Below are 21,284 nucleotides of genomic sequence, written 5' to 3'. Positions count from 1 at the left end.
CTGTGGCAAGGCGGCAAGTGGATGAGTCACCGGGAGCTTGCTTGAATAAGTGACCGGGGTGAATACATGCAGCCAACGCCGCTACGGCGTCAAGAATGCAGGGTTAAGACACCCGTATGAAAGCATAAGTCGTATACCGCCCAGTGCGATTTATGGTATTTCATTCTCTGGACGCAAAGCCTGAGGTTCTTCTCGTGCCTGATATGAAGCTTTTTGCTGGTAACGCCACCCCGGAACTAGCACAACGTATTGCCAACCGCCTTTACACCAGCCTGGGCGACGCCGCCGTCGGTCGTTTCAGTGATGGTGAAGTGAGCGTACAAATTAACGAAAATGTACGCGGTGGTGATATTTTCATCATCCAGTCCACCTGTGCCCCCACCAATGACAACCTGATGGAACTGGTTGTGATGGTAGATGCCCTGCGTCGTGCTTCCGCGGGTCGTATTACTGCGGTTATCCCTTACTTTGGTTATGCACGTCAGGACCGCCGCGTGCGTTCCGCCCGTGTCCCTATTACTGCCAAAGTGGTTGCCGATTTTCTCTCCAGCGTTGGTGTTGACCGCGTTTTGACTGTGGATCTGCATGCTGAACAGATTCAGGGTTTCTTTGACGTCCCGGTTGATAACGTATTTGGTAGCCCGATCCTGCTCGAAGATATGCTGCAGATTGGCCTGGTGAACCCGATTGTGGTTTCCCCGGACATCGGTGGTGTGGTTCGTGCACGTGCTATTGCTAAACTGCTGAACGATACCGATATGGCGATCATCGACAAACGCCGTCCACGCGCCAACGTCTCTCAGGTGATGCACATCATCGGTGATGTTGCTGGCCGTGACTGCGTGCTGGTTGACGATATGATCGATACCGGTGGCACGCTGTGTAAAGCCGCTGAAGCGCTGAAAGAACGTGGCGCTAAACGCGTATTCGCTTATGCGACTCACCCTATCTTCTCCGGTAACGCGGTCGAAAACCTGCGTAACTCGGTGATTGATGAAGTCGTGGTGTGCGATACCATTCCGCTGCCAGAAGAGATCAAAGCCCTGCCAAATGTGCGTACCCTGACGCTGTCAGGCATGCTGGCTGAAGCGATCCGTCGCATCAGCAACGAAGAATCTATTTCTGCGATGTTTGAGCATTGATCGTGGCGTGACCTGGCGGTCAGCCCCGCCAGGCCATGCTGCATAAGAGGGACAGGTTAACGCCTGTCCCTTTTTTATTTGCTCAATGCGATATGCTCTGCCAGATAGTCAATCAGCACCCGCAATTTGGGCAGCAGATGCCGGTTCCCCGGCCAGAGCAGCGAAAATTGCCCCCCTGCGCTAATGTGTTCATCCAGCACGCTTTGCAGCTCTCCGCTTTCCAGGTATTCCGTCACTGCAAAATCCGGCACGTAGATCAGCCCCAGCCCCCGGCGTGCGGCTGAGATCTGCGCTTCAAGATTATTAAACACCAGCGGTCCGGCCAGCGAGAGTGTACGCTCGTCAGCGCCGTTAAACTGCCAGGGCTGAAGCTGACCATTGCCAGAAAAACGATACTGCAGGCAGGCATGCTGCGTCAGGTCCTGCGGCACCTGCGGTACGCCGTGTCGTTCGAAATAGTCCGTTGCGCCCACCAGACGAAAGCGAAAACCGCCCAGCCGCCGCGCCTTCAGCCGCGAATCGGCAAATTCGCCACTGCGCAGAACCGCGTCATACCCTTCCCCGATAACCTCCACCAGCCGATCGTTAAAGTCGAGATCCAGCTCAATTTCCGGATAGCGGGCGGTGAAACCCGGCAACAACGGCAGGAGCAGACGATAACCAATCGCCGGAAAACTCAGACGCAGCCGCCCGCGCGGGGCCGCCATCAGCCTTGACAGCTCCTGTTCCGCCTCTTCCAGCTCCATCACAATGCGCTGGCTGCGTTCAAAAAACAGCAGGCCTTCCTCTGTCAGACTCAGGCTACGTGTGCTGCGATTAAACAGACTTACCCCAAGGCTGGCCTCCAGTCGCGCCACGCTTTTCCCGATGGCCGATGCCGAGACGCTCAGCCGCTCTGCGGCCGCGACAAAGCTGCCAAGCTGGGCAGCTTTCACAAAGGCATTGAGTCCACTCAAACTTTCCACGCTACTCATTCGCGACTTTATGTCCTTTATCTGCGGCCATTCGGCCTGTTTATCACCCTGTGACGCCAATTTATCCTGCTTCTTTACAGGAAGAAAGCGGAGAGTACCCATGAGTTCCCTGACACTGACGGCACAAAGCAGCCGCTGGAGCATTCTGGCGGTGTGCAGCGCGGCACTGATGTTGCCCCTGAGTTTTTCTGCCGGGGTGATCGCCACCCCGGCCATTGCCCTGCAAACAGGCGGGTCGGCGCTGGCACTGAGCTGGATCACCAACGCGTTTCTGCTCAGCTTTGGCAGCCTGCTGATGGCGGCAGGTGCACTGGCCGACCGTTATGGCCGTAAACGCCTGTTTATCAGCGGCGTCAGCGTTTTTACCGTGCTGTCGTTGCTGACCGGCTGGGTGCCCTCCATCGTCTGGCTGGACGTGGTACGTGCTCTACAGGGCGCAGCGGCTGCAGCAGCGCTGGCTGGCGGTGGTGCGGCGCTGGCGAATGCTTTTGACGGTGCCGAACGCGCACGAGCGTTCAGTCTGCTGGGCACCAGCTTTGGCGTAGGTCTGGCGGCCGGGCCGGTGATTGCCGGTATGTTGATGGCCATAGCCGGCTGGCACAGCGTCTTTCTTTGCTGCGCGCTGTTCGGCGTGCTGGCGCTCGTTATCGGTATGCGTACCCTACCAGAATCACGCAACCCGGATGCCAGTGCGCTGGACTGGCCGGGGATTATCAGCTTCAGCACCACGCTCACTCTGTTTACCTGGGGAATGTTACAGGTGGCTGACAGCGGTGCGGGTCCACTGGCAAAAGGATTGCTGCTGGCCTCGCTGGTCGTGGCGCTGCTGTTTGTCTGGATTGAACGCCGCAGTGCACACCCGATGCTTGACCTCAGCCTGTTCCGCTACGGCCGGTTTATCGGCGTACAGCTGCTGCCCGTCGCCACCTGCTACTGCTTTGTCGTACTGCTGGTGCTGCTGCCACTGCGCTTTATGGGCTTCTATGGCTATGACGCCCTGACCACCGGATTGCTGATGCTGGCGATCTCGCTGCCGATGCTGGTGGTTCCCTCTCTTGCCGTTGCGCTGACGCGACGCTTTCACCCTGGCCGCGTGAGCTGTGCGGGTTTAGTGCTTGCAGCAGCGGGTATTGGCCTGCTCAGCCTGGTCACGCCACACAGCTCCCTGGCGCTGACCCTGCTGGCGATGGTGATGATCGGTAGCGGCAGCGGTCTGCCCTGGGGATTGATGGATAATTTATCGGTGAGCGTGGTGCCACCGCAGCGCGCAGGGATGGCGACCGGTATCTTTAGTACCGTGCGCGTAGCAGGCGAAGGGGTCGCACTGGCGAGCGTCAGTACGTTGTTCAGCCAGTTACTGGTTAGCCAACTGTCACACCGGGGTAAATCGCTTGAAGAAGCACGTCAGTTGGCCAGCTATCATGTCAGCAGCCCGGATCTTCTGCCGCTGGCAGAGACCGCTTTTCACCAGTTACTGCTGGTCCTGATGGTCGTGACGTTACTTTGTGCCGTGGCCATCTGGCGCTGTCTGGTGCCTGCGCGTGGGCCACTTTCCTGACTTCACATTCATTTTTTGACTGTAACGGTTCAGCCCCCCTGTTGGTAAGTATTCATTAGTGATATTTTGCTCTGATAGCTTATCCAGGAATAATCCTAAAATGGTACTCGATGTTTATACGCTGTTTGTCTGTGAACTCTATGTGCTGGCTTTTCTCAGCATTATCATGGTGTTCGCGTGGCGCGGAGCGCAGTACAGCAGAGTACTGGGGTTTAACTGTCTCTCGTTGTTGTTAAGCATTGTCGCTGTCGGCCTCAGCAGCCTGCGTAGCTCAGGCTTTATGTTTCTGCCGATTGTGGTGGGCAATCTGCTTGTCTTATGCGCGTACGGTCTGCAACTGAATGCATTCCGTGCGCTGCGCGGGGCGCGAGGAGGCTGGCTGTGGCTGCCCGGGATGATTACATGGGCGATACTTTGTCTGTTCCCCTCTTTCTACACCTCGTTACCCTTGCGGATTCTGGCCAGCAGCCTGCTGTGTATTATCTATACCTCGGCGATGCTGTATGAACTGCATCGTTCCCGCCCCCTGCTTCCGGTGACCTGGTGGCCTGCCCAGTTGCTGCTCAGCATCCACCTTGGCTTTAATATCGTGCGGGCATTACTGGACGGCGGGATCCCTAACCCGGTACATGGTGCCATCGGCGGCTCAACCTTCTCGGTGTATGTCATTCTGGAGTCGATCCTGGTGGTGATTGGCCTGAGCTTTACCATGATGGCGATGGTGAATGAGCGTACGCAGATCATCTACCGCCAGGCGTCACTGCTTGATCCATTAACCGGGGCCTGGAATCGCCGCGCACTGTTTGAGAAAACCGCTCAGCTGACCGCCACCTGGAGTTGCAGCCAGCAACCCTTATCGGTGATGCTGTTTGACCTCGACCACTTTAAATCGATTAACGATCGCTATGGTCATTCGCAAGGCGATCGCGTACTGACCGATTTTTGCCAACAAGTGACGCACCAGTTGCCCGCCGATAGCTATTTTGCGCGTCTGGGCGGTGAAGAGTTTGCCGCCGTCGTGATGTGCGCAGAAGGGGAATGCGTGCAGATTGCCGAACGCATTCGCCACGTGGTGGAACGGTCTTGCCCCGAGAACGTGAGCTATAGCGTGAGTATTGGCGTGGCAAGCTGCCAGCCCGATCGTGATGCTATCGACAGTTTAATGGCGGCGGCAGATGATGCGTTATATCAGGCGAAGGCCGCAGGCAGAAACCAGGTTAAAACCTATGGGGCCGAAAATCATGAGGATGTCAGGCGTGTTTTCGCCAGTTAAATCCGGAAACACACCGGGTGTGTTTCCGATTCAGGATTAACGATTGTGCTGCTGACTGGAACCGTGACGGCAGCGTTTTTCGCCGCAGTGACGCACCCAGTAATAGCGATCGGCAATTTTCTCACGCCCGCTGATCCTCGCACCGGCCAGCCACATCAACGCACCAACAAAGATACTGGCGAGAGCACCATGCACCATAAACTGCGGTAAGTTGAACTGCGGTATTTGATTCACCACTGAGTAACCTACCCCGCCAATCATCACCACCAGGCCCAGCACCATCAGGGTGTTACCCAGTACATGTGAATGTTTACGTTTCATTGCGCACCTCCAGTCAGTGTAAAAAGGCAAACTCCGTTGCCAGATGCGATCAGTCTAGGCAATCTTTAACTGCTCTGATGAGTCTGCGATCACATTTATCGCTTATATTTTGACAAAACTTTACGACTAACAGACTGTTTTTGTATAGAAAACGTATTATCACCCTGCTCAACCATTGTGATTTTCATCACAATGCGCGCAGATCTTTGAGTTATCGCAACCGCTTCAGTAAACTAGCCGTTTTCACCCCGCACGTTTCAGGAAAATCTACTCGTGAGCAGCATCAAACTGATTGTTGGCCTTGCCAACCCCGGCGCTGAATACGCCGCCACACGCCACAATGCCGGTGCCTGGTATGTTGACTTGCTGGCTGAACGCCATAATCAGTCGTTAAAAGAAGAGAGCAAATTTTACGGGTATACCGCGCGCCTCAATATTGGCGGCGAAGACGTGCGCCTGCTGGTTCCCACCACGTTTATGAACCTCAGTGGGAAAGCCGTAGCGGCTATGGCCACGTTTTATCGCATCGCACCTGAAGAAATTCTGGTGGCGCATGACGAACTCGACCTGCTTCCTGGCGTGGCAAAGTTTAAACAGGGCGGCGGGCACGGGGGGCATAACGGATTGAAAGATATTATTAGCAAGCTGGGTAACAACCTGGACTTCCATCGTCTGCGTATTGGCATTGGTCATCCGGGTGACCGTAACAAAGTGGTGGGATTTGTGCTGGGTAAACCCCAGGCAGCGGAACAGGCTCTGATTGATAACGCTATCGATGAAGCCGCGCGTTGTACTGAGGTATGGTTAAAAGAAGACAAACTGAAGGCCATGAACCGTTTGCACAGCTACAAAGCCGTCTGACGCGTTGCCTTTGATTGAGCCCTCGCTGGGGTATAAGCCACAGCGAGGCTACAGATTTTCACAGCGCAGACCGTCACTGTGATCCAAATTTTCCAGTGTCAGTGCCGGGCTGAAATAACCCTGCACGCCCCAGATTTTGCTGTTACGCAATGTCTCCAGTTGCCCATCTCCGGCCACGCCTTCAACAATCACCCGGTTCGTATACTGGCGAATATGGTTAATCAATACGGTAAAAAACGGTTTATCGACGTTTTCGAGATAAAACTGCCGATCAAGTTTCACCGCTTCAAACATTTTCGACTGCAACGCGTTGAGATTGGCATCGCCCGCACCGAGGTCATCAAGCCAGATAATATTCAGTTGCTCAATCAACGTCCGCAACAGCGGATTATTCATGCCATCATGCAGATTGGGAAAATCTTCCGACAGTTTGAGCCGCACAAAAGGCAGTTGGCTGAGGATCTGCTGAATAAATGATGACTCGGTGACGGCACGCGCCAGTTGAAAATCAATGGCGACACTGCACAGCAAGCCATGCTGACGAAAATAGTCCGCATACTCTTCAATGATCAGCAACTGATTTAACAACCGCTCCTGTGGCGACAGGGATGGAAGAACAGCCCCTGACAGGCCGTTAACGGCCAGAGGCTGCGGCCGGTAGCTCAGATCGATAGCGATCAACTCACCGGTAAGCGTATGAACAGGAGTACAAAAAAAATCGTTTTTCATGCCGTCGGGCCAGTTAACGGGCATCCTGCCAGTGAATAAAATCGCCGCACAGATAAACTATAGAAGTAAATTCTGTATTCGCCGTCGCAGAACGACGATTTTTAGGTTATCGGCAGGACCAGCGCCAGCTTTATGGTTCAGACATCATTGCTAGCAACTTTATAATCGGGATCATCAAGTTCATGGCTGCAAAACGGCCCGGCCTGTTGCAGTAAACTGATACAATCCTCACTAAGATGGCGCAGACGCAGGCTTTTTCCCGCTTCCAGATAGCGTGCCGTTAATTTATCGATTGCCTCCACGCCGCTGGAATCCATGACGCGGGTGCGTGCAAAATCAATGACCACATAATCCGGGTCCTGCTCCGGGTGGAAGAGCTCCTGGAAACTGGCCGTTGAGCCAAAGAACAGCGGCCCTTCAAGCTGATAGGTCTTCTGCCCTTCTTCCTCAGACTGCGCCAGAATACTGATGCGCGCGTGCTGCCAGGCGAAAACCAGCGCCGAGATAATCACCCCGCAGATTACCGCCATCGCCAGATCGGTAAAAATAGTCACCAGCGTCACCGCGACCATGATCACCGCATCCGCTTTCGGCATCCGCTTCAGACGACGCAGCGAGCTCCACTCAAAGGTGTTGATGCAGACGACAAACATGATCCCGGCCAGCGCCGCAACCGGCAGTAAGGCAATATATTGTGACAGGCTGACGACAAACAGGATCAGCAGCACCGCCCCGACCAGATTCGAAATGCGCCCGCGCCCGCCTGAGGTAAAGTTGATAATCGACTGGCCGATCATCGCACACCCGGCAAAGCTGCCAAAGAAGCCGCAGATCGTGTTACCAATCCCCTGGGCTACGCATTCCTGATTTCCCGCGCCCTTCTTACTGCCCATTTCATCCAGCACGGCCAGCGTTAACAACGACTCAATCAGCCCGACCAGCGCAATCACCACGGCGTAAGGCAGCACGATTTTCAGGGTTTCCCAGCTCAGAGGCGCGGTGGGAAGATGGAACGAGGGTAGCGTGCCGGAAATATCCGCCAGATCGCCCACGCGTTTGGTGTCCAGCCCCAGACCAATTGCCAGTGCACTGATGGCAATTAAGGCGGCCAGCGAGCCGGGGATCGCTTTTGTCAGTTTTGGGAACCACCAGACGATCAGCATTGCCAGCGCCACCAGCGCATACATCACCGGCCCCTGCCCTTTGATCATCGGGAACTGCGCCAGCATGATGACAATCGCCAGCCCGTTCACAAAGCCGTAGATTGCCGGTTGTGGCACCAGGCGGATAAACTTGCCCAACCGCAAAACGCCAATCGACAGCTGAATCAGCCCGGCGAGAATGGTCGCCAGCAGAACATATTCGTAGCCGTGCTGAGTAATCAGGCTGATCAGCACCACAATAATCGACCCGGCTGCACCCGAGATCATCCCCGGTTTACCGCCGAAAAAGGCCGTCACCAGCCCGAGAATAAAAGCGGTATGTAAGCCGATGGTCGGTGACAGGCCCGCCAGCAGAGAAAATGCGGTCGCTTCGGGGATCAGCGCGACAGACACCACAGCACCGGCCAGTACGTCATTTTTGACGTCACTCGCCCTGAAATTGCTCAGGTTAAACATGGTCTTTCCATTATTTTAATGTGATCGTTTTTCTGCGCCCCGGCGTTCGGGCACAGCTGGCTCGTCAGAGTGACGAGTGGCGGCAACAGGCGTTGCGCTGGCGGGGGGCTCTTAAGGTGGCGTAAGCAGGAAGCGATGCATCTGCGTGGTTCTCCGGTTTCTGTAAAGACACGTCAGTATGAAAAAATGTGAGTTCGATCTCAAGAGATAACTTCACCTGTGCCTGAGAAATCACCCGCCTCCGGGCGGTAATTACGTGTATAATGCGCGGAAACTTTTAAGACAACCGTCTGTGACACTATCAGGGCACGTAAAAGTGCGTTGATTATCAAGCTATTAAGGTGATTCAACATGGGATTCAAATGCGGTATTGTGGGCCTGCCTAACGTCGGGAAATCCACGCTGTTCAATGCGTTAACCAAAGCGGGCATCGAAGCTGCGAACTTCCCGTTCTGTACCATTGAGCCAAATACCGGCGTCGTGCCGATGCCTGATTCACGTCTGGACCAGCTGGCGGAGATCGTCAAGCCACAGCGCATCCTGCCCACCACGATGGAATTCGTTGATATCGCCGGTCTGGTAAAAGGCGCGTCCAAAGGTGAAGGCCTGGGTAACCAGTTCCTGACCAACATCCGTGAAACCGAAGCTATCGGCCACGTGGTGCGCTGCTTCGAGAACGACAATATTATCCACGTGAATAATAAAGTGGATCCGGCTGACGACATTGACACCATCAACACCGAGCTGGCGCTGTCCGACCTGGACACCTGTGAGCGTGCGTTGCAGCGCGTGCAGAAGAAAGCCAAAGGTGGCGATAAAGACGCGAAAGCGGAACAGGTTGCGCTGGAGAAGTGCCTGCCGCATCTGGAAAAAGCCGGCATGCTGCGTGCGCTGGATCTGAGCGACGATGATAAAGCCGCCATTCGCTACCTGAGCTTCCTGACCCTGAAGCCCACCATGTACATTGCTAACGTGAACGAAGACGGTTTTGAAAATAACCCGTACCTCGACATCGTGCGTGCGATTGCAGAGAAAGAAGGCTCTGTTGTTGTGCCAGTGTGTGCTGCCGTAGAGTCCGACATTGCTGAGCTGGAAGATGGCGACCGCGAAGAGTTTATGGCCGAGCTGGGTATTGAAGAGCCGGGTCTGAACCGTGTGATCCGCGCCGGTTACGCCCTGCTGAACCTGCAAACCTACTTCACCGCGGGCGTGAAAGAAGTGCGTGCATGGACTATCCCGGTGGGCGCAACGGCTCCGCAGGCTGCCGGTAAAATCCACACCGACTTCGAGAAAGGCTTTATCCGTGCTCAGACCATCGCCTTTGATGACTTCATCATCTATAAGGGTGAACAAGGCGCGAAAGAAGCCGGTAAAATGCGTTCAGAAGGGAAAGACTACATCGTGAAAGATGGCGATGTGATGAACTTCCTGTTCAACGTCTAAATAAAGTTTGTTATCTCATGAGATTGTGTTAAATCTCATAGGGACTGACAAACCCCATAAATCCACGCTATTGCGTGGATTTTTGTTTTCAGGACGTTATTAATCTGTTTTGACAATAGTCGTGGCTCATACCACGTTAACTATTCCATGTGGCTAATGTGGTGGACACTTGCGCGGCCAGGAGAGGCTACGCAAGCAGAAACGGCAGAATTCAATCTCGATAACGCATTGTGGATTATTCCGGCAGCGAGAATCAGAGCTCGCAGAGAACATATTATTCCCCTTCCCTTTCAAGCCCTCAAAATGCTCAAGGCGTTACAGGGAATAACTGGACACAGGCAGTGTAAGCATACCCGTTTTAGTTCCAGGCACTTTTTGAGATTTCCTGTTTCTCAGCCATCAGCCGGTATGGTAGGCCTTGAATGTTATGACCTATAATCAACGCATTTTTTAGCCTGCAGGAATGCAGGGTTTTCGCCCACTATAAAAGGAAGATACCCCGCTGATGTTTTCACGTTTTTTTATTTATCGTCCTGTCTTCGCATGGGTTGTTTCCATTTTAATCATGCTGCTTGGTGCGCTCTCGATCACTTTATTGCCGGTTGAACAATATCCGGATGTGGCACCGCCCTCTGTGAATATCAGTGCGACCTATACCGGCGCCTCAGCGGAGACCCTGGAAAATAGCGTCACTCAGGTGATCGAACAACAGCTTACCGGGCTGGATAATCTGCTCTATTTCACCTCCAGCAGCAGTTCGCAGGGTAATGTGTCGGTCAAGGTAACTTTCATTCAGGGAACTGATCCGGATACCGCACAGGTACAAGTGCAGAACAAAGTACAACAGGCACTTTCTCGTCTCCCTAGCGAAGTGCAGCAACTTGGCGTCACGGTCACTAAATCGCAGTCGAACTTCCTGCTGGTGATGGGGCTTTACGACACAACGGGCAAAAGCAACAGTACCGACATAGGTGACTGGCTGGTTAGTAATATGCAGGAGCCGCTGGCGAGGACCGAAGGTGTCGGCGACATCCAGGTTTTCGGTGGTCAGTATGCGATGCGCATCTGGCTCGATCCGTTCAAGCTTAACGCCTATGCGTTGCAACCTTCCGACGTGACGGCAGCGATACGCTCTCAAAACATTCAGGTATCAGCAGGTAAAATCGGTGGTCTGCCCTCGCCTGAAAATCAACAGCTCACCGCCACGGTCAGAGCACAGTCCCGTCTGGAGACGCCGGAGCAGTTCCGCAACATTATTGTTAAAAGCGATACTCGCGGTGCGATTGTGCGCGTCGGCGATGTAGCGCGGGTCGAGCTGGGTGGCGAGTCTTACGACATGACCACCCGACTTAACGGCCATCCGGCGGCGGGTATCGGTGTGATGCTGGCACCGGGTGCCAATGCCCTGGACACTGCCACTCTGGTGAAAAACAAAGTGCAAGAGTTTCGCCACTCGATGCCGGAAGGCTACGAAGTGGCTTATGCACTGGACAGTACCGACTTCATCAAAATCTCGGTGGAGGATGTGGTCATCACCCTGCTCGAAGCGATCGCGCTTGTCATAGTGGTGATGTACCTTTTCCTGCAAAACATTCGCGCCACCCTGATCCCGGCGCTGGCGGTGCCTGTGGTGCTGCTCGGGACCTTTGGCGTGCTGGCGCTTTTCGGTTATACCATCAACACCCTGACATTGTTTGCAATGGTGCTGGCAATCGGGCTACTGGTGGATGATGCAATTGTGGTGGTAGAAAACGTCGAGCGAATCATGCAGGACGAAGGATTACCCCCCCGGCAGGCTACTGAAAAGTCGATGAAAGAGATTTCGGGTGCGCTGATCGCGATCGCGCTGGTGTTGTCGGCAGTATTTCTGCCAATGGCCTTTTTCGCCGGTTCGACAGGGGTGATCTATCGGCAATTCTCAGTCACCATCATTGCTGCAATGACCTTCTCAGTGCTGGTAGCGCTCACCCTGACTCCGGCGCTGTGCGGCATGTTGCTCAGACCCGGCACGCCGCACAATAAAGGGTTCTTAGGTGGATTTAACCGCTTCTATGCCACCACAGAACGCCAGTATCGACACAAAGTGGTCAGCACTTTGCGTCGTCCGCTGATCATGGTGTTGTTGTATGCCACGATGGGCGTCGTACTGGTTGTGATGTTTACCCGACTGCCGGGTAGCTTCCTGCCGACTGAGGATCAGGGCAGCATTATGCTTCAGGCGACCCTGCCTGCCGGCGCCACCGCAAGCCGAACTGAATCGGTCAATAAACAGATCGTGGATTGGTTTCTGACTGAAGAAAAAGAGAACATCGACGTGGTGTTCACCATCAACGGCTTTAACTTCAGCGGCGCTGCGCAGAATGCAGGGATGGCATTTATCAAACTTAAAAACTGGGATGAGCGTCCGGGTAAAGAAAACTCGGCGGAAGCGATAGCCGGACGCGCGACCTATGCACTATCCACTATTCGTGATGCCCAGATCTTTGCCCTGACGCCGCCGTCGGTACCGGGCCTGGGGCAGAATAATGGCTTCACCTATGAGCTGCTGGCCAGTGGGGGCACTACGCGTGATGAACTGGGCAAACTGCGCGACCAACTGCTGCAACGCGCCGCGCAAAGCCCGGAACTGATCGGGGTACGAGCCAGTATTCTGCCTCAGACACCGCAGTTACAGGTCGATATTGATACCAATAAGGCGGTTGCGCTGGGGCTGCAACTGGATGACGTCACTGATACCCTGACCGACGCCTGGGGCGGAGCGTATATCAATGACTTTATCGACCGTGGTCGGGTTAAACGGGTCTATGTACAGGGCGATAGCCAGTTCAGGTCGGCACCAGCCGACCTGGATAAATGGTTTGTCCGCAACAGTCAGGGCGGCATGACGCCGTTCACTGCCTTTGCCTCAACCCGCTGGACCATGGGACCGGAAAGTTTGAATCGCTACAACGGCTCGGCTTCCTATGAAATCCAGGGGCAGAATGCGGAAGGTTTCAGCTCCGGGGATGCGATGAACACCATCGAAAGGCTGGCTAACCAGTTACCAGCGGGTACGACCGGGGCGTGGAGCGGACTCTCGCTGCAGGAGAAGCAGGCAGGTGGTCAGTCAACTACCTTATATGCAATCTCAATTCTGGTTGTGTTCCTCTGTCTTGCTGCGCTGTATGAGAGCTGGTCGGTGCCGTTCTCGGTGCTTTTAGCGGTGCCGCTCGGCGTGCTGGGAACGGTACTGGCGATATCGCTGCGTGGATTAAGCAATGATATTTACTTTCAGGTTGCGTTACTGACCACCGTCGGATTGACCTCGAAGAACGCGATATTGATTATCGAATTTGCTGAAGATGCAGTGCGTCGGGGAAGCTCGCTGAGTGCCGCTGCGATGCAGGCGGCACGCACCCGCCTACGCCCGATTATGATGACGTCGCTGGCCTTTATCGCCGGTGTCATACCGCTTGCAGTTGCCTCCGGTGCAGGTGCCAACAGCCGTATTGCCATCGGAACCGGCATTATCGGCGGCACGCTGGCGGGGACGGTACTGGCGCTGTTCTTTGTACCGCTGTTCTTTGTGCTGGTGAAGCATTATCTCACCCGGCATCGCGCCTCCAAATAAAGCAAACAGCCCGTCTGGGTATTCTGCCAGCGGGCTGTTTTGGCTAATTATGTGTATTGGCTCAGATCTGATCTGACACGTAGTGATTGTTTATCAGACGCAATCATCTTCAGGGACGCCTTGTGAGTTCAACGTGTCGATGCAACGCTATCCTTAAGTGGGCATGGCTTGCGAATTGTCAGGCTTGAGTACACGTACTGTGCAGCGGAAAGGGAACGGCAAGCGTCCTGGCCTGGAAAAGCTGAGCGCCTTAGCCATTTTCTTTGAAGTGAGCATTTCGTAACTTGTTACCTTCTTTCCTAAAGCAGAAATAAATGCCCACAGATGGCCCACTGCACGGGCCAGGCTAAAATCCACGCCATGGCGTGGATTTTTTATTTCCCGGCATCTCAGAGAATATCCCAGCCAGGCTCCAAAAACTGATAGGAGTCATCACGTCGTGCTTTCGCCTGGTACATCGCTAAATCCGCATTTTCAAATAACACCCTGGCCGATGTCGTCCCGAAACGTGCGAGGCTGATCCCAATAGCGGCCCCGATTTTGACTTCCACGTGATTGATAGTAAATGGCGTTTTCAGTCCGTCAATAATACGCTGGGCAATGGCGGACGCCGCCTCACGATCGCTGCATCTGGCGGTTACCACGAACTCGTCTCCTCCCATGCGTGCTACCGAGTCGCCCGAGCGCATGCAACCCTGTAGCCTTTCGCTTACCTGCTGCAGCAACGTATCCCCTGCCGCGTGCCCCATCGAATCATTGACTGCCTTGAACCCATTCAGATCGATAAACAGCACAGTGGTGTATGACAGGTCTTCAACCTGCTCAAGCATGCAGCGCACCTTGTCGTTAATCCAGGCTCTGTTGGGCAATCCGGTTAACGGATCGCGCGATGCCAGTTGTTCCAGCATCAGCATCTTTTCTTTATCACGAGTGATATCGCGCGAAACCAGCACTGCCCCGATGTTTTTGCCGGTGGAAGGATCGCTGACCCCGCAGGCCTTAGTACCCAGCGTAATGTAGTGACCGTTGCGATGGCGTTTGCGCACCTCGACGACGTCCGGCTGTTCGCCACCGTTGAAGATGTTTACCAATGTCTCTGTTGCAGGTGCGCGGTCGTCAGGATGCAGGAAGTCCACCACCCGCTGGCCTACCATTTCATCGGCTGACCAGCCAATCATTTCGCTGTAGGAGGGAGAGATCGAAACATATCTGCCATCCGCATCACAATGGGCGATCAGATCGGTGCTGTTTTCAATCAGCAGGCGGTATTCTGCCGCCGTACGCAGCGCGTCCTCAAGCGCTTTACGCTGTCCGGTAATATCCAGAACGAAGCCGCTGTACTGCAGACGTGAAGCGCCCGGCAGGCCGGAAACAATCACATGTCGCATCGTCCCATCCAGACAGTTTATCGGCACTTCGATATGAAAAGGTGTCATACCTTCTAATGCTGCGGTCAGTTGCAGCGCAATCTTGCCATCCTCATCAGCCTGCGCGAACCGAAGCCATTCACTTAGCGTTATGCCTTTAAGAACGGGCATCATGCCTGCAGGACTTTCCTGACTGGCAATACAAATGCCTTGTGCATCCGTGGACCAAACGGCGGAGAGTGTAGGTTTGATCGCGATGTTCATGCTGGTGGTTCCGTTATTTGCTATTAAGCCCTCGGAGAGGTTCGAAAAATCATCTATGACACACTCGGTGTTTATCGGCCTATGAGCCCACGAGCTTTAATCAACCCGCATGACACATCGCCTGTATCATCTGTAACTGTAGCGTTTAATCTACGTAATGTTGACCTGCTTCACCCTTATCAATGACAACCCCAGCCTGAAGAGCGTTGACTCTGAGCTCACTACCCTAATCTAAGAGCCACTCCCTACAATTCAGACTATTCCCACTTTTCCGCACACCGCAGAAATGTATCATTTACGCATAAATACATTTATAACCCTATGATAAATAACACATAGCATTTTTTGCTCAAGCAAATAGCGAATGAAAATTCACTATTTCTGTACAAACTAATCATAGATGTATAACTTTATTGCGGAAATTTTGACTATATTGATTTACGACTGAGGGACATTGTTATGCGTCAGGACGGTTCCAACCCGAAGATTGAAAATGACATCAGCCGTTATTTTAGTGAAGTAAAGATGCCTTCTCAGCAGGAAACGCTTGGCCAGATTGTGGTTGAGATCCTGCGTTCAGGACGTCAACTTAACCGGAAGGCTATTTGTTCAAAGCTGCTGACGCGCCTTGAGCTGGCATCAGGACCGGAGCAGGAACGGCACTATCAAGAACTGATCGGCCTGTTGTTTGGCCGCGGGGACTGAGTTTCACAGCAGTATGTTTGCGGATTAACGACATTGACGTACGCGTTAGGTTACAACTCAGTCCGACCATCTGACCGTCCCGATCGCCAGCACTAAGCTGGCATAGCATCACCGGGATGCAGGTTTCTGCGGGGATGTACGCTGTGCCCGTATCACTGATTCAGAGAAGTTGGTATGTACAGAAACGAAGACGAAGAAGAGTTACTCTCGGATATTATTTTGGGTGAAGCGGTGATGGTTCTGTTGAAAGCCGATGCCGCCATCAGCAGTTCAGCCCTGGTTCGCCAGTTACAAATGATGGCTGCCGCAGAGCATGATACATCGCGGCAACGCGCCTGCCGGCGGGCGATTGCCGAGGTCAGGGATCACCAGGCTCCGGTTCGTGACAGCGATACGCAAGAGATCCGCGATCGCGACAATGTCACACACCTGTTTACCAGTGAAGGCCCGGCTGACGGCACCAAAAAACACTGAGCGTTTCCACTTTAACTTTATTCATAAGGCGAACAGCATGGAGCACATGCAGCAAATATCTCCTGAGTCCGAAATCCTGTCTTACTTTCAGGGTGGCGGTGAGAAGTATTCACATGAAGTGCAGGTTCTGGGGGCTGTGATTAAGGAGCTCTCTGCTGAGGGTACACACATCAGCAATAAAGCCATGATCCTGAAACTGATTGAGAAGCTGGAGACCACCACCGATGTGATCCAGCTGGATGTCTATCGTCAGGTGCTCGAAGTGGTGGTAGGTATGACGCCTGACGATGCGTAATCGCATTGTTAATGGTGGTGGTGATCAGTGGAAGCTTTCGAGTAGATAACGAAATGCCTGCCGATAGATGCCCTGAGTATGGGCATCTGTTGCTCTGGTGCTGTGTGCCTGGAGCATAATTAATACGCTTTTCTTATCCAGCGGCTGGTTGGCCACAATCAGTTCTGAGACTGCCCTGCCAATCACTGCGTAAATTTCTTTTGGATAGTCCTTATTATTACCGTACACATGCACCCCTTGTGTGGCTGTATGTGATGACATATTATCACTTCATCCTAAATAATGCACATCCTGACAAAAAACTCACGATACAATAGACAGATTAGCCGCCAAAAATAATTATAACTCACTGATTTAAAGCCACTTATTATTAAAAACACAAAATATTAATTTATAAAAACCTCTTGCCTTGCAAGGCGGCAATAATGACAAAAAAATCAACACCCTCCCGAAAATTTCAGAAAATTCCGTTTTTATCTTCTTTTTTAAATAAAAAATCGCAAAGTCCTCAAACCCTTCTATAATTAAAGCGTTCGAATGAGAAAGACACCTATAAGGAAATGCTAAATGAAAGTCACACTGTTTAAAGCGACCTTTATCGCTGCGTCTCTGTTCATGCTCGCTGGCTGTGCTTCAAATCAGTCCATTCAAACGACCGACGGTAAAACCATCGTCACCGATGGTAAACCGCAGGTCGATGATGAAACCGGGCTGGTCTCTTATAAGAATGCCGCAACAGGTAAGACTGAACAGATTAATCGTGAGCAGATTAAAAACATGAGTGAACTAGATAACTAAATAACAGGAGTTCAGATGAAAAAGATCATGGCACTTTCTCTCGCAGCTTTGTTTTGTGTGACCGCGCTGTCTGGCTGCACCCGCAGCAGTTATGCCATTCATACTAACGATGGCAGAACGATTATCAGTGACGGCAAACCGAAAGAAGACGCCAAAACGGGTCTGATTGCTTACACCGATGCTAACGGCACTGAACAGCAGATTAATAAAGGTGACGTTAAAGAGCTCAGTGAGTTGCCGAAATAATCGTTAAAGCCCCTCACGGGGCTTTTTACTGCCTGCTTTTCACTGACTGTCATTTACCCTCCCCTCCACCACCCGAAAAAATCGCTCGTACGGTTGATTTTCTGAAGCAAAATCATCATGCCTCATGGCTTCCCGCGCTATATTAGCCAGATATAACGCTGGTTCCCTTCTTTCTGGAGTTCCCATGAGCGACCCGCTGCAGCCGCCTGTTGTGCGCAAGCGTCCAATGAAACTGAGTACGTCCGTCAGCCTGATGGTCAGCGCCGTGATTGCAACGGTGCTGCTAATTGTTCATCTGTTCTACTTTTTCCAGATAAGCCATGTAACCCAGGAGAGCGTCAAAGATAAGGCGCTGGCGGTGGCACGCACCCTGGCGGACTCCCCTGAGATCCAGCGTGCGCTGCTGCTTCCTCCGACCCGCGGCGTGATCCAGCCGATTGCCAGCGCCGTGCAGGAAAGCAACGACCTGCTGTTTGTGGTGGTGACCAATATGGACGGCATTCGTTATTCCCACCCAAAAGCCGAACTGATTAACCAGCATTTCATCGGTGAGGACATTATTCCGGCCCTGCAAGGCCGGGAGAACATGGCGATCAACCACGGTAAGCTGGCGGAAGCGCTGCGGCTGTTCACGCCCGTCTACGACAGTCAGCATAAGCAGATTGGCGTGGTGGCTATCGGCATTTCGTTAAGCGAGGTCGCGTTACAGGTCAATCAAAGCCGCTGGAATATTATCTGGGCCGCCCTTTGCGGCATGCTGGTCGGTGCCATCGGCACGTTCCTGCTGGTGAGTGCCGCCAAGCGTATCCTGTTCGGGCTGGAGCCGTATGAGATTTCAACGCTGTTTGAACAACGTCAGGCAATGCTGCAATCCATGAAAGAAGGGGTGATTGCCGTAGACGATCATATGGAGGTGACGCTGATTAACCGTGCCGCGCGGCAGCTGCTGCATGAAACTGACCGTCAGCAGGCGGTGAACATCGACGTCAGTGAGCTGGTGGCTGCATCGGGCCCGCTGATCTCCAACCTGCGCGATGTGCTGAATAACGGCGTACCGCGACGTGATGAGGAGATCAATTTTAAAGGCCGGATCTTACTCTGCAATACCATGCCGGTGCGCAGCAATGGCGTGATCATCGGTGCTATTTGCACCTTCAGGGATAAAACAGAAATCAGCCAGCTGATGCAGCGACTGGATGGCATGGTGAGCTATGTGGATGCCCTGCGCGAACGCTCCCACGAGTTTATGAACAAACTGCATGTGATCCTCGGCCTGTTGCATATGAAAAGTTACGGCAAAGTAGAGGATTATATTCTTAAAACGGCTAATAATTATCAGACAGAGATCGGGTCTCTTTTAGGGAAGATCAAGTCACCTGTCATTGCCGGGTTCCTGTTAAGTAAAATGAATCGCGCCTCGGATACCGGCAATCATCTGCTGATCAGCGATGACTGTATGCTGCCGGACAGCGGCAGCGAACAGCAGGTTGCTGCACTGATCACCGTGCTGGGTAACCTGATTGATAATGCACTGGATGCTCTTGGCCCCAGCGCTGAGGGCGAGGTGAGTGTATTACTCCACTACCAGAAGGGTTTCCTGGCCTGCGAAGTCAGCGATGACGGCCCCGGCATTGCGGCCAGTCAGTTAGAGGCGATTTTTGAGAAGGGATTTTCTTCCAAAGGCGATGAACGCGGCGTCGGGCTGTTTCTGGTAAAACAACAAACTGAAAGCCTTGGCGGGAAAATTATTGTAGAGTCCGAACCTGGCGTTTATACGCAATTTTTTGTACAACTGCCCTGGGATGGAGAGAGTAAAAACGCATGATCAATGTTTTAGTCGTCGATGATGATGCGATGGTCGCAGAACTGAACCGCTGCTATGTCGCCCAATTACCAGGATTTGCCTGCTGCGCCGTTGCCTCAACCTTACAGCAGGCGAAAGATCTGGTGCTGAATAGCGAACTGGCGGTCGACCTGATCCTGCTCGATGTGTATATGCAGCAGGATAACGGGCTGGATCTGCTGCCTGCGCTACGCGAAGCAAAGCGTCCGGTGGATGTGATTGTGATCTCCTCCGCCGCCGATGCCGCTACGATCAAACAGTCTCTGCATTATGGCGTGGTCGATTATCTGATTAAGCCGTTCCAGTTCTCGCGTTTTGAAGAAGCGCTGACCGGCTGGAAACAGAAAAAAACCATGATGGATAACCATCAGTTCTATGAACAGGCTGACGTCGATCAGTTGATTCACGGTAACCATCCGACAGTCGAGGATAATAAACGCCTGCCAAAGGGGTTAACGCCACAGACGTTACGTACTCTGTGCCTGTGGATTGACGCACATCCGAATGAGGAGTTTTCCACCGACGATCTCGCGGCTGCGGTCAATATCTCGCGCGTATCCTGCCGTAAGTACCTCATCTGGCTGGCGCACAGCAATATTCTGTTTACCAGCATCCATTATGGTGCCACCGGCCGTCCGGTCTATCGTTACCGCCTGCAGCCGGAGCATACCGCCCTGCTTAAGCAATATTGCCAGTAACCCGGTAGCTGTCATCCAGCAGCGTGAAGCGATACTTATGCTGTGAAGAACAGATCACCTGACCGTCCCGGGTGACAAAAATAGCCTCGATCTGCGGCATCTCTTGCAGGCAGACGAGGCTTTTTTCTACCCCGAGTCCATACAGCAGTGTGGTCCAGATATCCCCGTCGATGGAGTCATCAGAAATAATCGTCACACTCAGCAACTCATTATCCAGCGGGTAACCGGTACGCGGGTCCAGAATGTGGTGATAGCAGCGCCCTGCCTGCTCAAAATAGCGCTCATACACCCCGGAAGTGACCACGGACTGGTGAGTGACATGGATGACGCCAATCAGGGCATCAGGCCCGGCAAAGGGCTTTTTCAGGCCAATCCCCCATGCCTGCTGCGCCGGATGCCCCAGCGTCTGCACATTGCCCCCCAGATTGATTAACGCGTTGGTGACCTGCTGTTGATGCAGATAATCACGCACCACATCGGCGATGTAACCTTTCGCAATCGCACCGAGGTCGATCTGCATACCTGCCTGTTGCAGGAACACGGACTGTGCCGCATCGTCGAGAATCACCTGATGGGGATCGGTCAGCGCCAGCAACGCCTGTAACTCGCTCTCAGGCGGCACCGTATTCCCGTGAAAACCAATCTTCCAGCGCTTTACCAGCGGGCCAATGGCGAAGTTGAAACAGCTTCCTGCACGCGTGCTGACCTCGCTGGCGCGTTTAATCAGTTGGTAGACGGGCGCACTGACCACGACCGGGTGCAGACCCGCCGCGTGATTGATCGCCATCACTTCCGAGGGTGCGCGGTTAACGGTAAACAGATTTTCCTGATGCTTGATCAGACGAAACACCCGCCCTGCGAGTGCCTCATCATGTTCAAACAGTTTGAGGAGGATGGGCGATCCCATCAGAACAGCGGAGTAAGCGTAGGAACCTGCGGACATTGGGTCTCCCCCTGGTCAACGGGAGGGGCATGCCCGGCCCGGAGTCAATGGGAGGGGCATGCCCCTCCCCTACGATGTGATGTTTTGTGTCGGGGGGGGGGGGGGGCGGGCCCGGGGGGGT

At 53.4% G+C, this 21,284-nt stretch carries 20 protein-coding genes and 2 pseudogenes; 15 read left to right on the top strand and 7 right to left on the bottom strand.

Annotation, left to right across the window (positions count from 1 at the left end; translation table 11 throughout):
• Positions 1–194 precede the first annotated feature (194 nt).
• Positions 195–1,142: a ribose-phosphate diphosphokinase gene (gene prs, locus WH279_RS14450; RefSeq protein WP_085939527.1), complete on the top strand. Its 948-nt coding sequence runs from the start codon at positions 195–197 to the stop codon at positions 1,140–1,142.
• Positions 1,143–1,216: 74 nt separating this feature from the next.
• On the opposite strand, the gene WH279_RS14445 is transcribed toward prs, so the two are convergent.
• Positions 1,217–2,107, bottom strand: a complete 891-nt coding sequence (locus WH279_RS14445) for a LysR family transcriptional regulator (protein WP_339458707.1) — start codon at positions 2,105–2,107, stop codon at positions 1,217–1,219.
• A 109-nt stretch (positions 2,108–2,216) separates the two neighbouring features.
• Here WH279_RS14445 and WH279_RS14440 point away from each other — a divergent pair, with 109 nt between their 5' ends.
• Both WH279_RS14440 and WH279_RS14435 read left to right on the top strand, forming a co-directional pair.
• The gene (locus WH279_RS14440) at positions 2,217–3,674 is read left to right on the top strand and encodes an MFS transporter (protein ID WP_339457480.1); all 1,458 of its coding nucleotides are present in this window, start codon (positions 2,217–2,219) and stop codon (positions 3,672–3,674) included.
• 100 nt (positions 3,675–3,774) lie between these two features.
• Complete coding sequence (locus tag WH279_RS14435; protein ID WP_339457478.1) at positions 3,775–4,947, top strand: GGDEF domain-containing protein; 1,173 nt, start codon at positions 3,775–3,777, stop codon at positions 4,945–4,947.
• Positions 4,948–4,983: 36 nt separating this feature from the next.
• On the opposite strand, the gene ychH is transcribed toward WH279_RS14435, so the two are convergent.
• Positions 4,984–5,268 (bottom strand): stress-induced protein YchH, encoded by a 285-nt coding sequence (ychH, locus tag WH279_RS14430; protein ID WP_200643000.1) that lies wholly within the window; start codon positions 5,266–5,268, stop codon positions 4,984–4,986.
• A 273-nt stretch (positions 5,269–5,541) separates the two neighbouring features.
• Between ychH and pth the strand changes: the two genes are divergently transcribed.
• Entirely contained in the window at positions 5,542–6,129 is a 588-nt protein-coding gene (pth, locus tag WH279_RS14425) for an aminoacyl-tRNA hydrolase (protein WP_200642999.1), read from the top strand.
• 48 nt (positions 6,130–6,177) lie between these two features.
• On the opposite strand, the gene WH279_RS14420 is transcribed toward pth, so the two are convergent.
• Complete coding sequence (locus tag WH279_RS14420) at positions 6,178–6,858, bottom strand: EAL domain-containing protein (protein ID WP_339457475.1); 681 nt, start codon at positions 6,856–6,858, stop codon at positions 6,178–6,180.
• Between the two features lie 137 nt (positions 6,859–6,995).
• Positions 6,996–8,477, bottom strand: a complete 1,482-nt coding sequence (locus WH279_RS14415; RefSeq protein WP_339457474.1) for a SulP family inorganic anion transporter — start codon at positions 8,475–8,477, stop codon at positions 6,996–6,998.
• Between the two features lie 351 nt (positions 8,478–8,828).
• On the opposite strand from WH279_RS14415, the gene ychF reads away from it, so the two are divergent.
• From ychF to WH279_RS14395, 4 genes and pseudogenes are all read left to right on the top strand, one after another.
• Positions 8,829–9,920, top strand: coding sequence for a redox-regulated ATPase YchF (ychF, locus tag WH279_RS14410; RefSeq protein ID WP_339457473.1), 1,092 nt, complete (start codon positions 8,829–8,831; stop codon positions 9,918–9,920).
• Positions 9,921–10,016: 96 nt separating this feature from the next.
• A pseudogene (locus tag WH279_RS14405) lies at positions 10,017–10,262 on the top strand (tyrosine-type recombinase/integrase); the annotation flags it as partial.
• Positions 10,263–10,425: 163 nt separating this feature from the next.
• Positions 10,426–13,530: an efflux RND transporter permease subunit gene (locus tag WH279_RS14400; RefSeq protein WP_339457472.1), complete on the top strand. Its 3,105-nt coding sequence runs from the start codon at positions 10,426–10,428 to the stop codon at positions 13,528–13,530.
• Positions 13,531–13,702: 172 nt separating this feature from the next.
• A pseudogene (locus WH279_RS14395) lies at positions 13,703–13,810 on the top strand (DNA-binding protein); the annotation flags it as partial.
• Positions 13,811–13,919: 109 nt separating this feature from the next.
• Here the strand turns inward: WH279_RS14395 and WH279_RS14390 are convergent.
• Positions 13,920–15,161, bottom strand: a complete 1,242-nt coding sequence (locus tag WH279_RS14390) for a diguanylate cyclase domain-containing protein (RefSeq protein ID WP_339457471.1) — start codon at positions 15,159–15,161, stop codon at positions 13,920–13,922.
• Positions 15,162–15,620: 459 nt separating this feature from the next.
• Here WH279_RS14390 and ycgZ point away from each other — a divergent pair, with 459 nt between their 5' ends.
• The 3 genes from ycgZ (at position 15,621) to WH279_RS14375 (ending at position 16,635) form a co-directional block, all read left to right on the top strand.
• Positions 15,621–15,866, top strand: coding sequence for a regulatory protein YcgZ (ycgZ, locus tag WH279_RS14385; protein WP_167864567.1), 246 nt, complete (start codon positions 15,621–15,623; stop codon positions 15,864–15,866).
• 174 nt (positions 15,867–16,040) lie between these two features.
• Positions 16,041–16,340: a hypothetical protein gene (locus WH279_RS14380; RefSeq protein WP_339457468.1), complete on the top strand. Its 300-nt coding sequence runs from the start codon at positions 16,041–16,043 to the stop codon at positions 16,338–16,340.
• A 46-nt stretch (positions 16,341–16,386) separates the two neighbouring features.
• Positions 16,387–16,635, top strand: coding sequence for a biofilm/acid-resistance regulator YmgB/AriR (locus tag WH279_RS14375; RefSeq protein ID WP_339457466.1), 249 nt, complete (start codon positions 16,387–16,389; stop codon positions 16,633–16,635).
• A 24-nt stretch (positions 16,636–16,659) separates the two neighbouring features.
• Here WH279_RS14375 and WH279_RS14370 read toward each other — a convergent pair whose 3' ends face one another.
• A complete protein-coding gene (locus WH279_RS14370) occupies positions 16,660–16,896 on the bottom strand; it encodes a hypothetical protein (RefSeq protein ID WP_234472389.1) in 237 nt (78 codons plus the stop codon).
• A gap of 306 nt (positions 16,897–17,202) precedes the next feature.
• Here WH279_RS14370 and WH279_RS14365 point away from each other — a divergent pair, with 306 nt between their 5' ends.
• The 4 genes from WH279_RS14365 (at position 17,203) to dcuR (ending at position 20,220) form a co-directional block, all read left to right on the top strand.
• Positions 17,203–17,433, top strand: coding sequence for a YgdI/YgdR family lipoprotein (locus WH279_RS14365; protein ID WP_200642983.1), 231 nt, complete (start codon positions 17,203–17,205; stop codon positions 17,431–17,433).
• Between the two features lie 15 nt (positions 17,434–17,448).
• Positions 17,449–17,679 (top strand): YgdI/YgdR family lipoprotein, encoded by a 231-nt coding sequence (locus WH279_RS14360; RefSeq protein WP_133843402.1) that lies wholly within the window; start codon positions 17,449–17,451, stop codon positions 17,677–17,679.
• Between the two features lie 184 nt (positions 17,680–17,863).
• Positions 17,864–19,504 (top strand): sensor histidine kinase, encoded by a 1,641-nt coding sequence (locus tag WH279_RS14355; RefSeq protein ID WP_200642982.1) that lies wholly within the window; start codon positions 17,864–17,866, stop codon positions 19,502–19,504.
• The gene (gene dcuR, locus WH279_RS14350; protein ID WP_200642981.1) at positions 19,501–20,220 is read left to right on the top strand and encodes a two-component system response regulator DcuR; all 720 of its coding nucleotides are present in this window, start codon (positions 19,501–19,503) and stop codon (positions 20,218–20,220) included. Before WH279_RS14355 ends, dcuR begins: the two co-directional genes overlap by 4 nt.
• On the opposite strand, the gene WH279_RS14345 is transcribed toward dcuR, so the two are convergent.
• Complete coding sequence (locus WH279_RS14345) at positions 20,201–21,163, bottom strand: FAD:protein FMN transferase (protein ID WP_339457461.1); 963 nt, start codon at positions 21,161–21,163, stop codon at positions 20,201–20,203. The two genes, dcuR and WH279_RS14345, sit on opposite strands and share 20 nt — an antisense overlap.
• Positions 21,164–21,284 lie beyond the last annotated feature (121 nt).

This window comes from Erwinia sp. MYb375 (assembly GCF_037479175.1).
In the GTDB taxonomy this organism is placed as follows: Bacteria; Pseudomonadota; Gammaproteobacteria; order Enterobacterales; family Enterobacteriaceae; genus Erwinia; species Erwinia rhapontici.
This window is presented reverse-complemented; position numbering and strand designations above follow the sequence as displayed.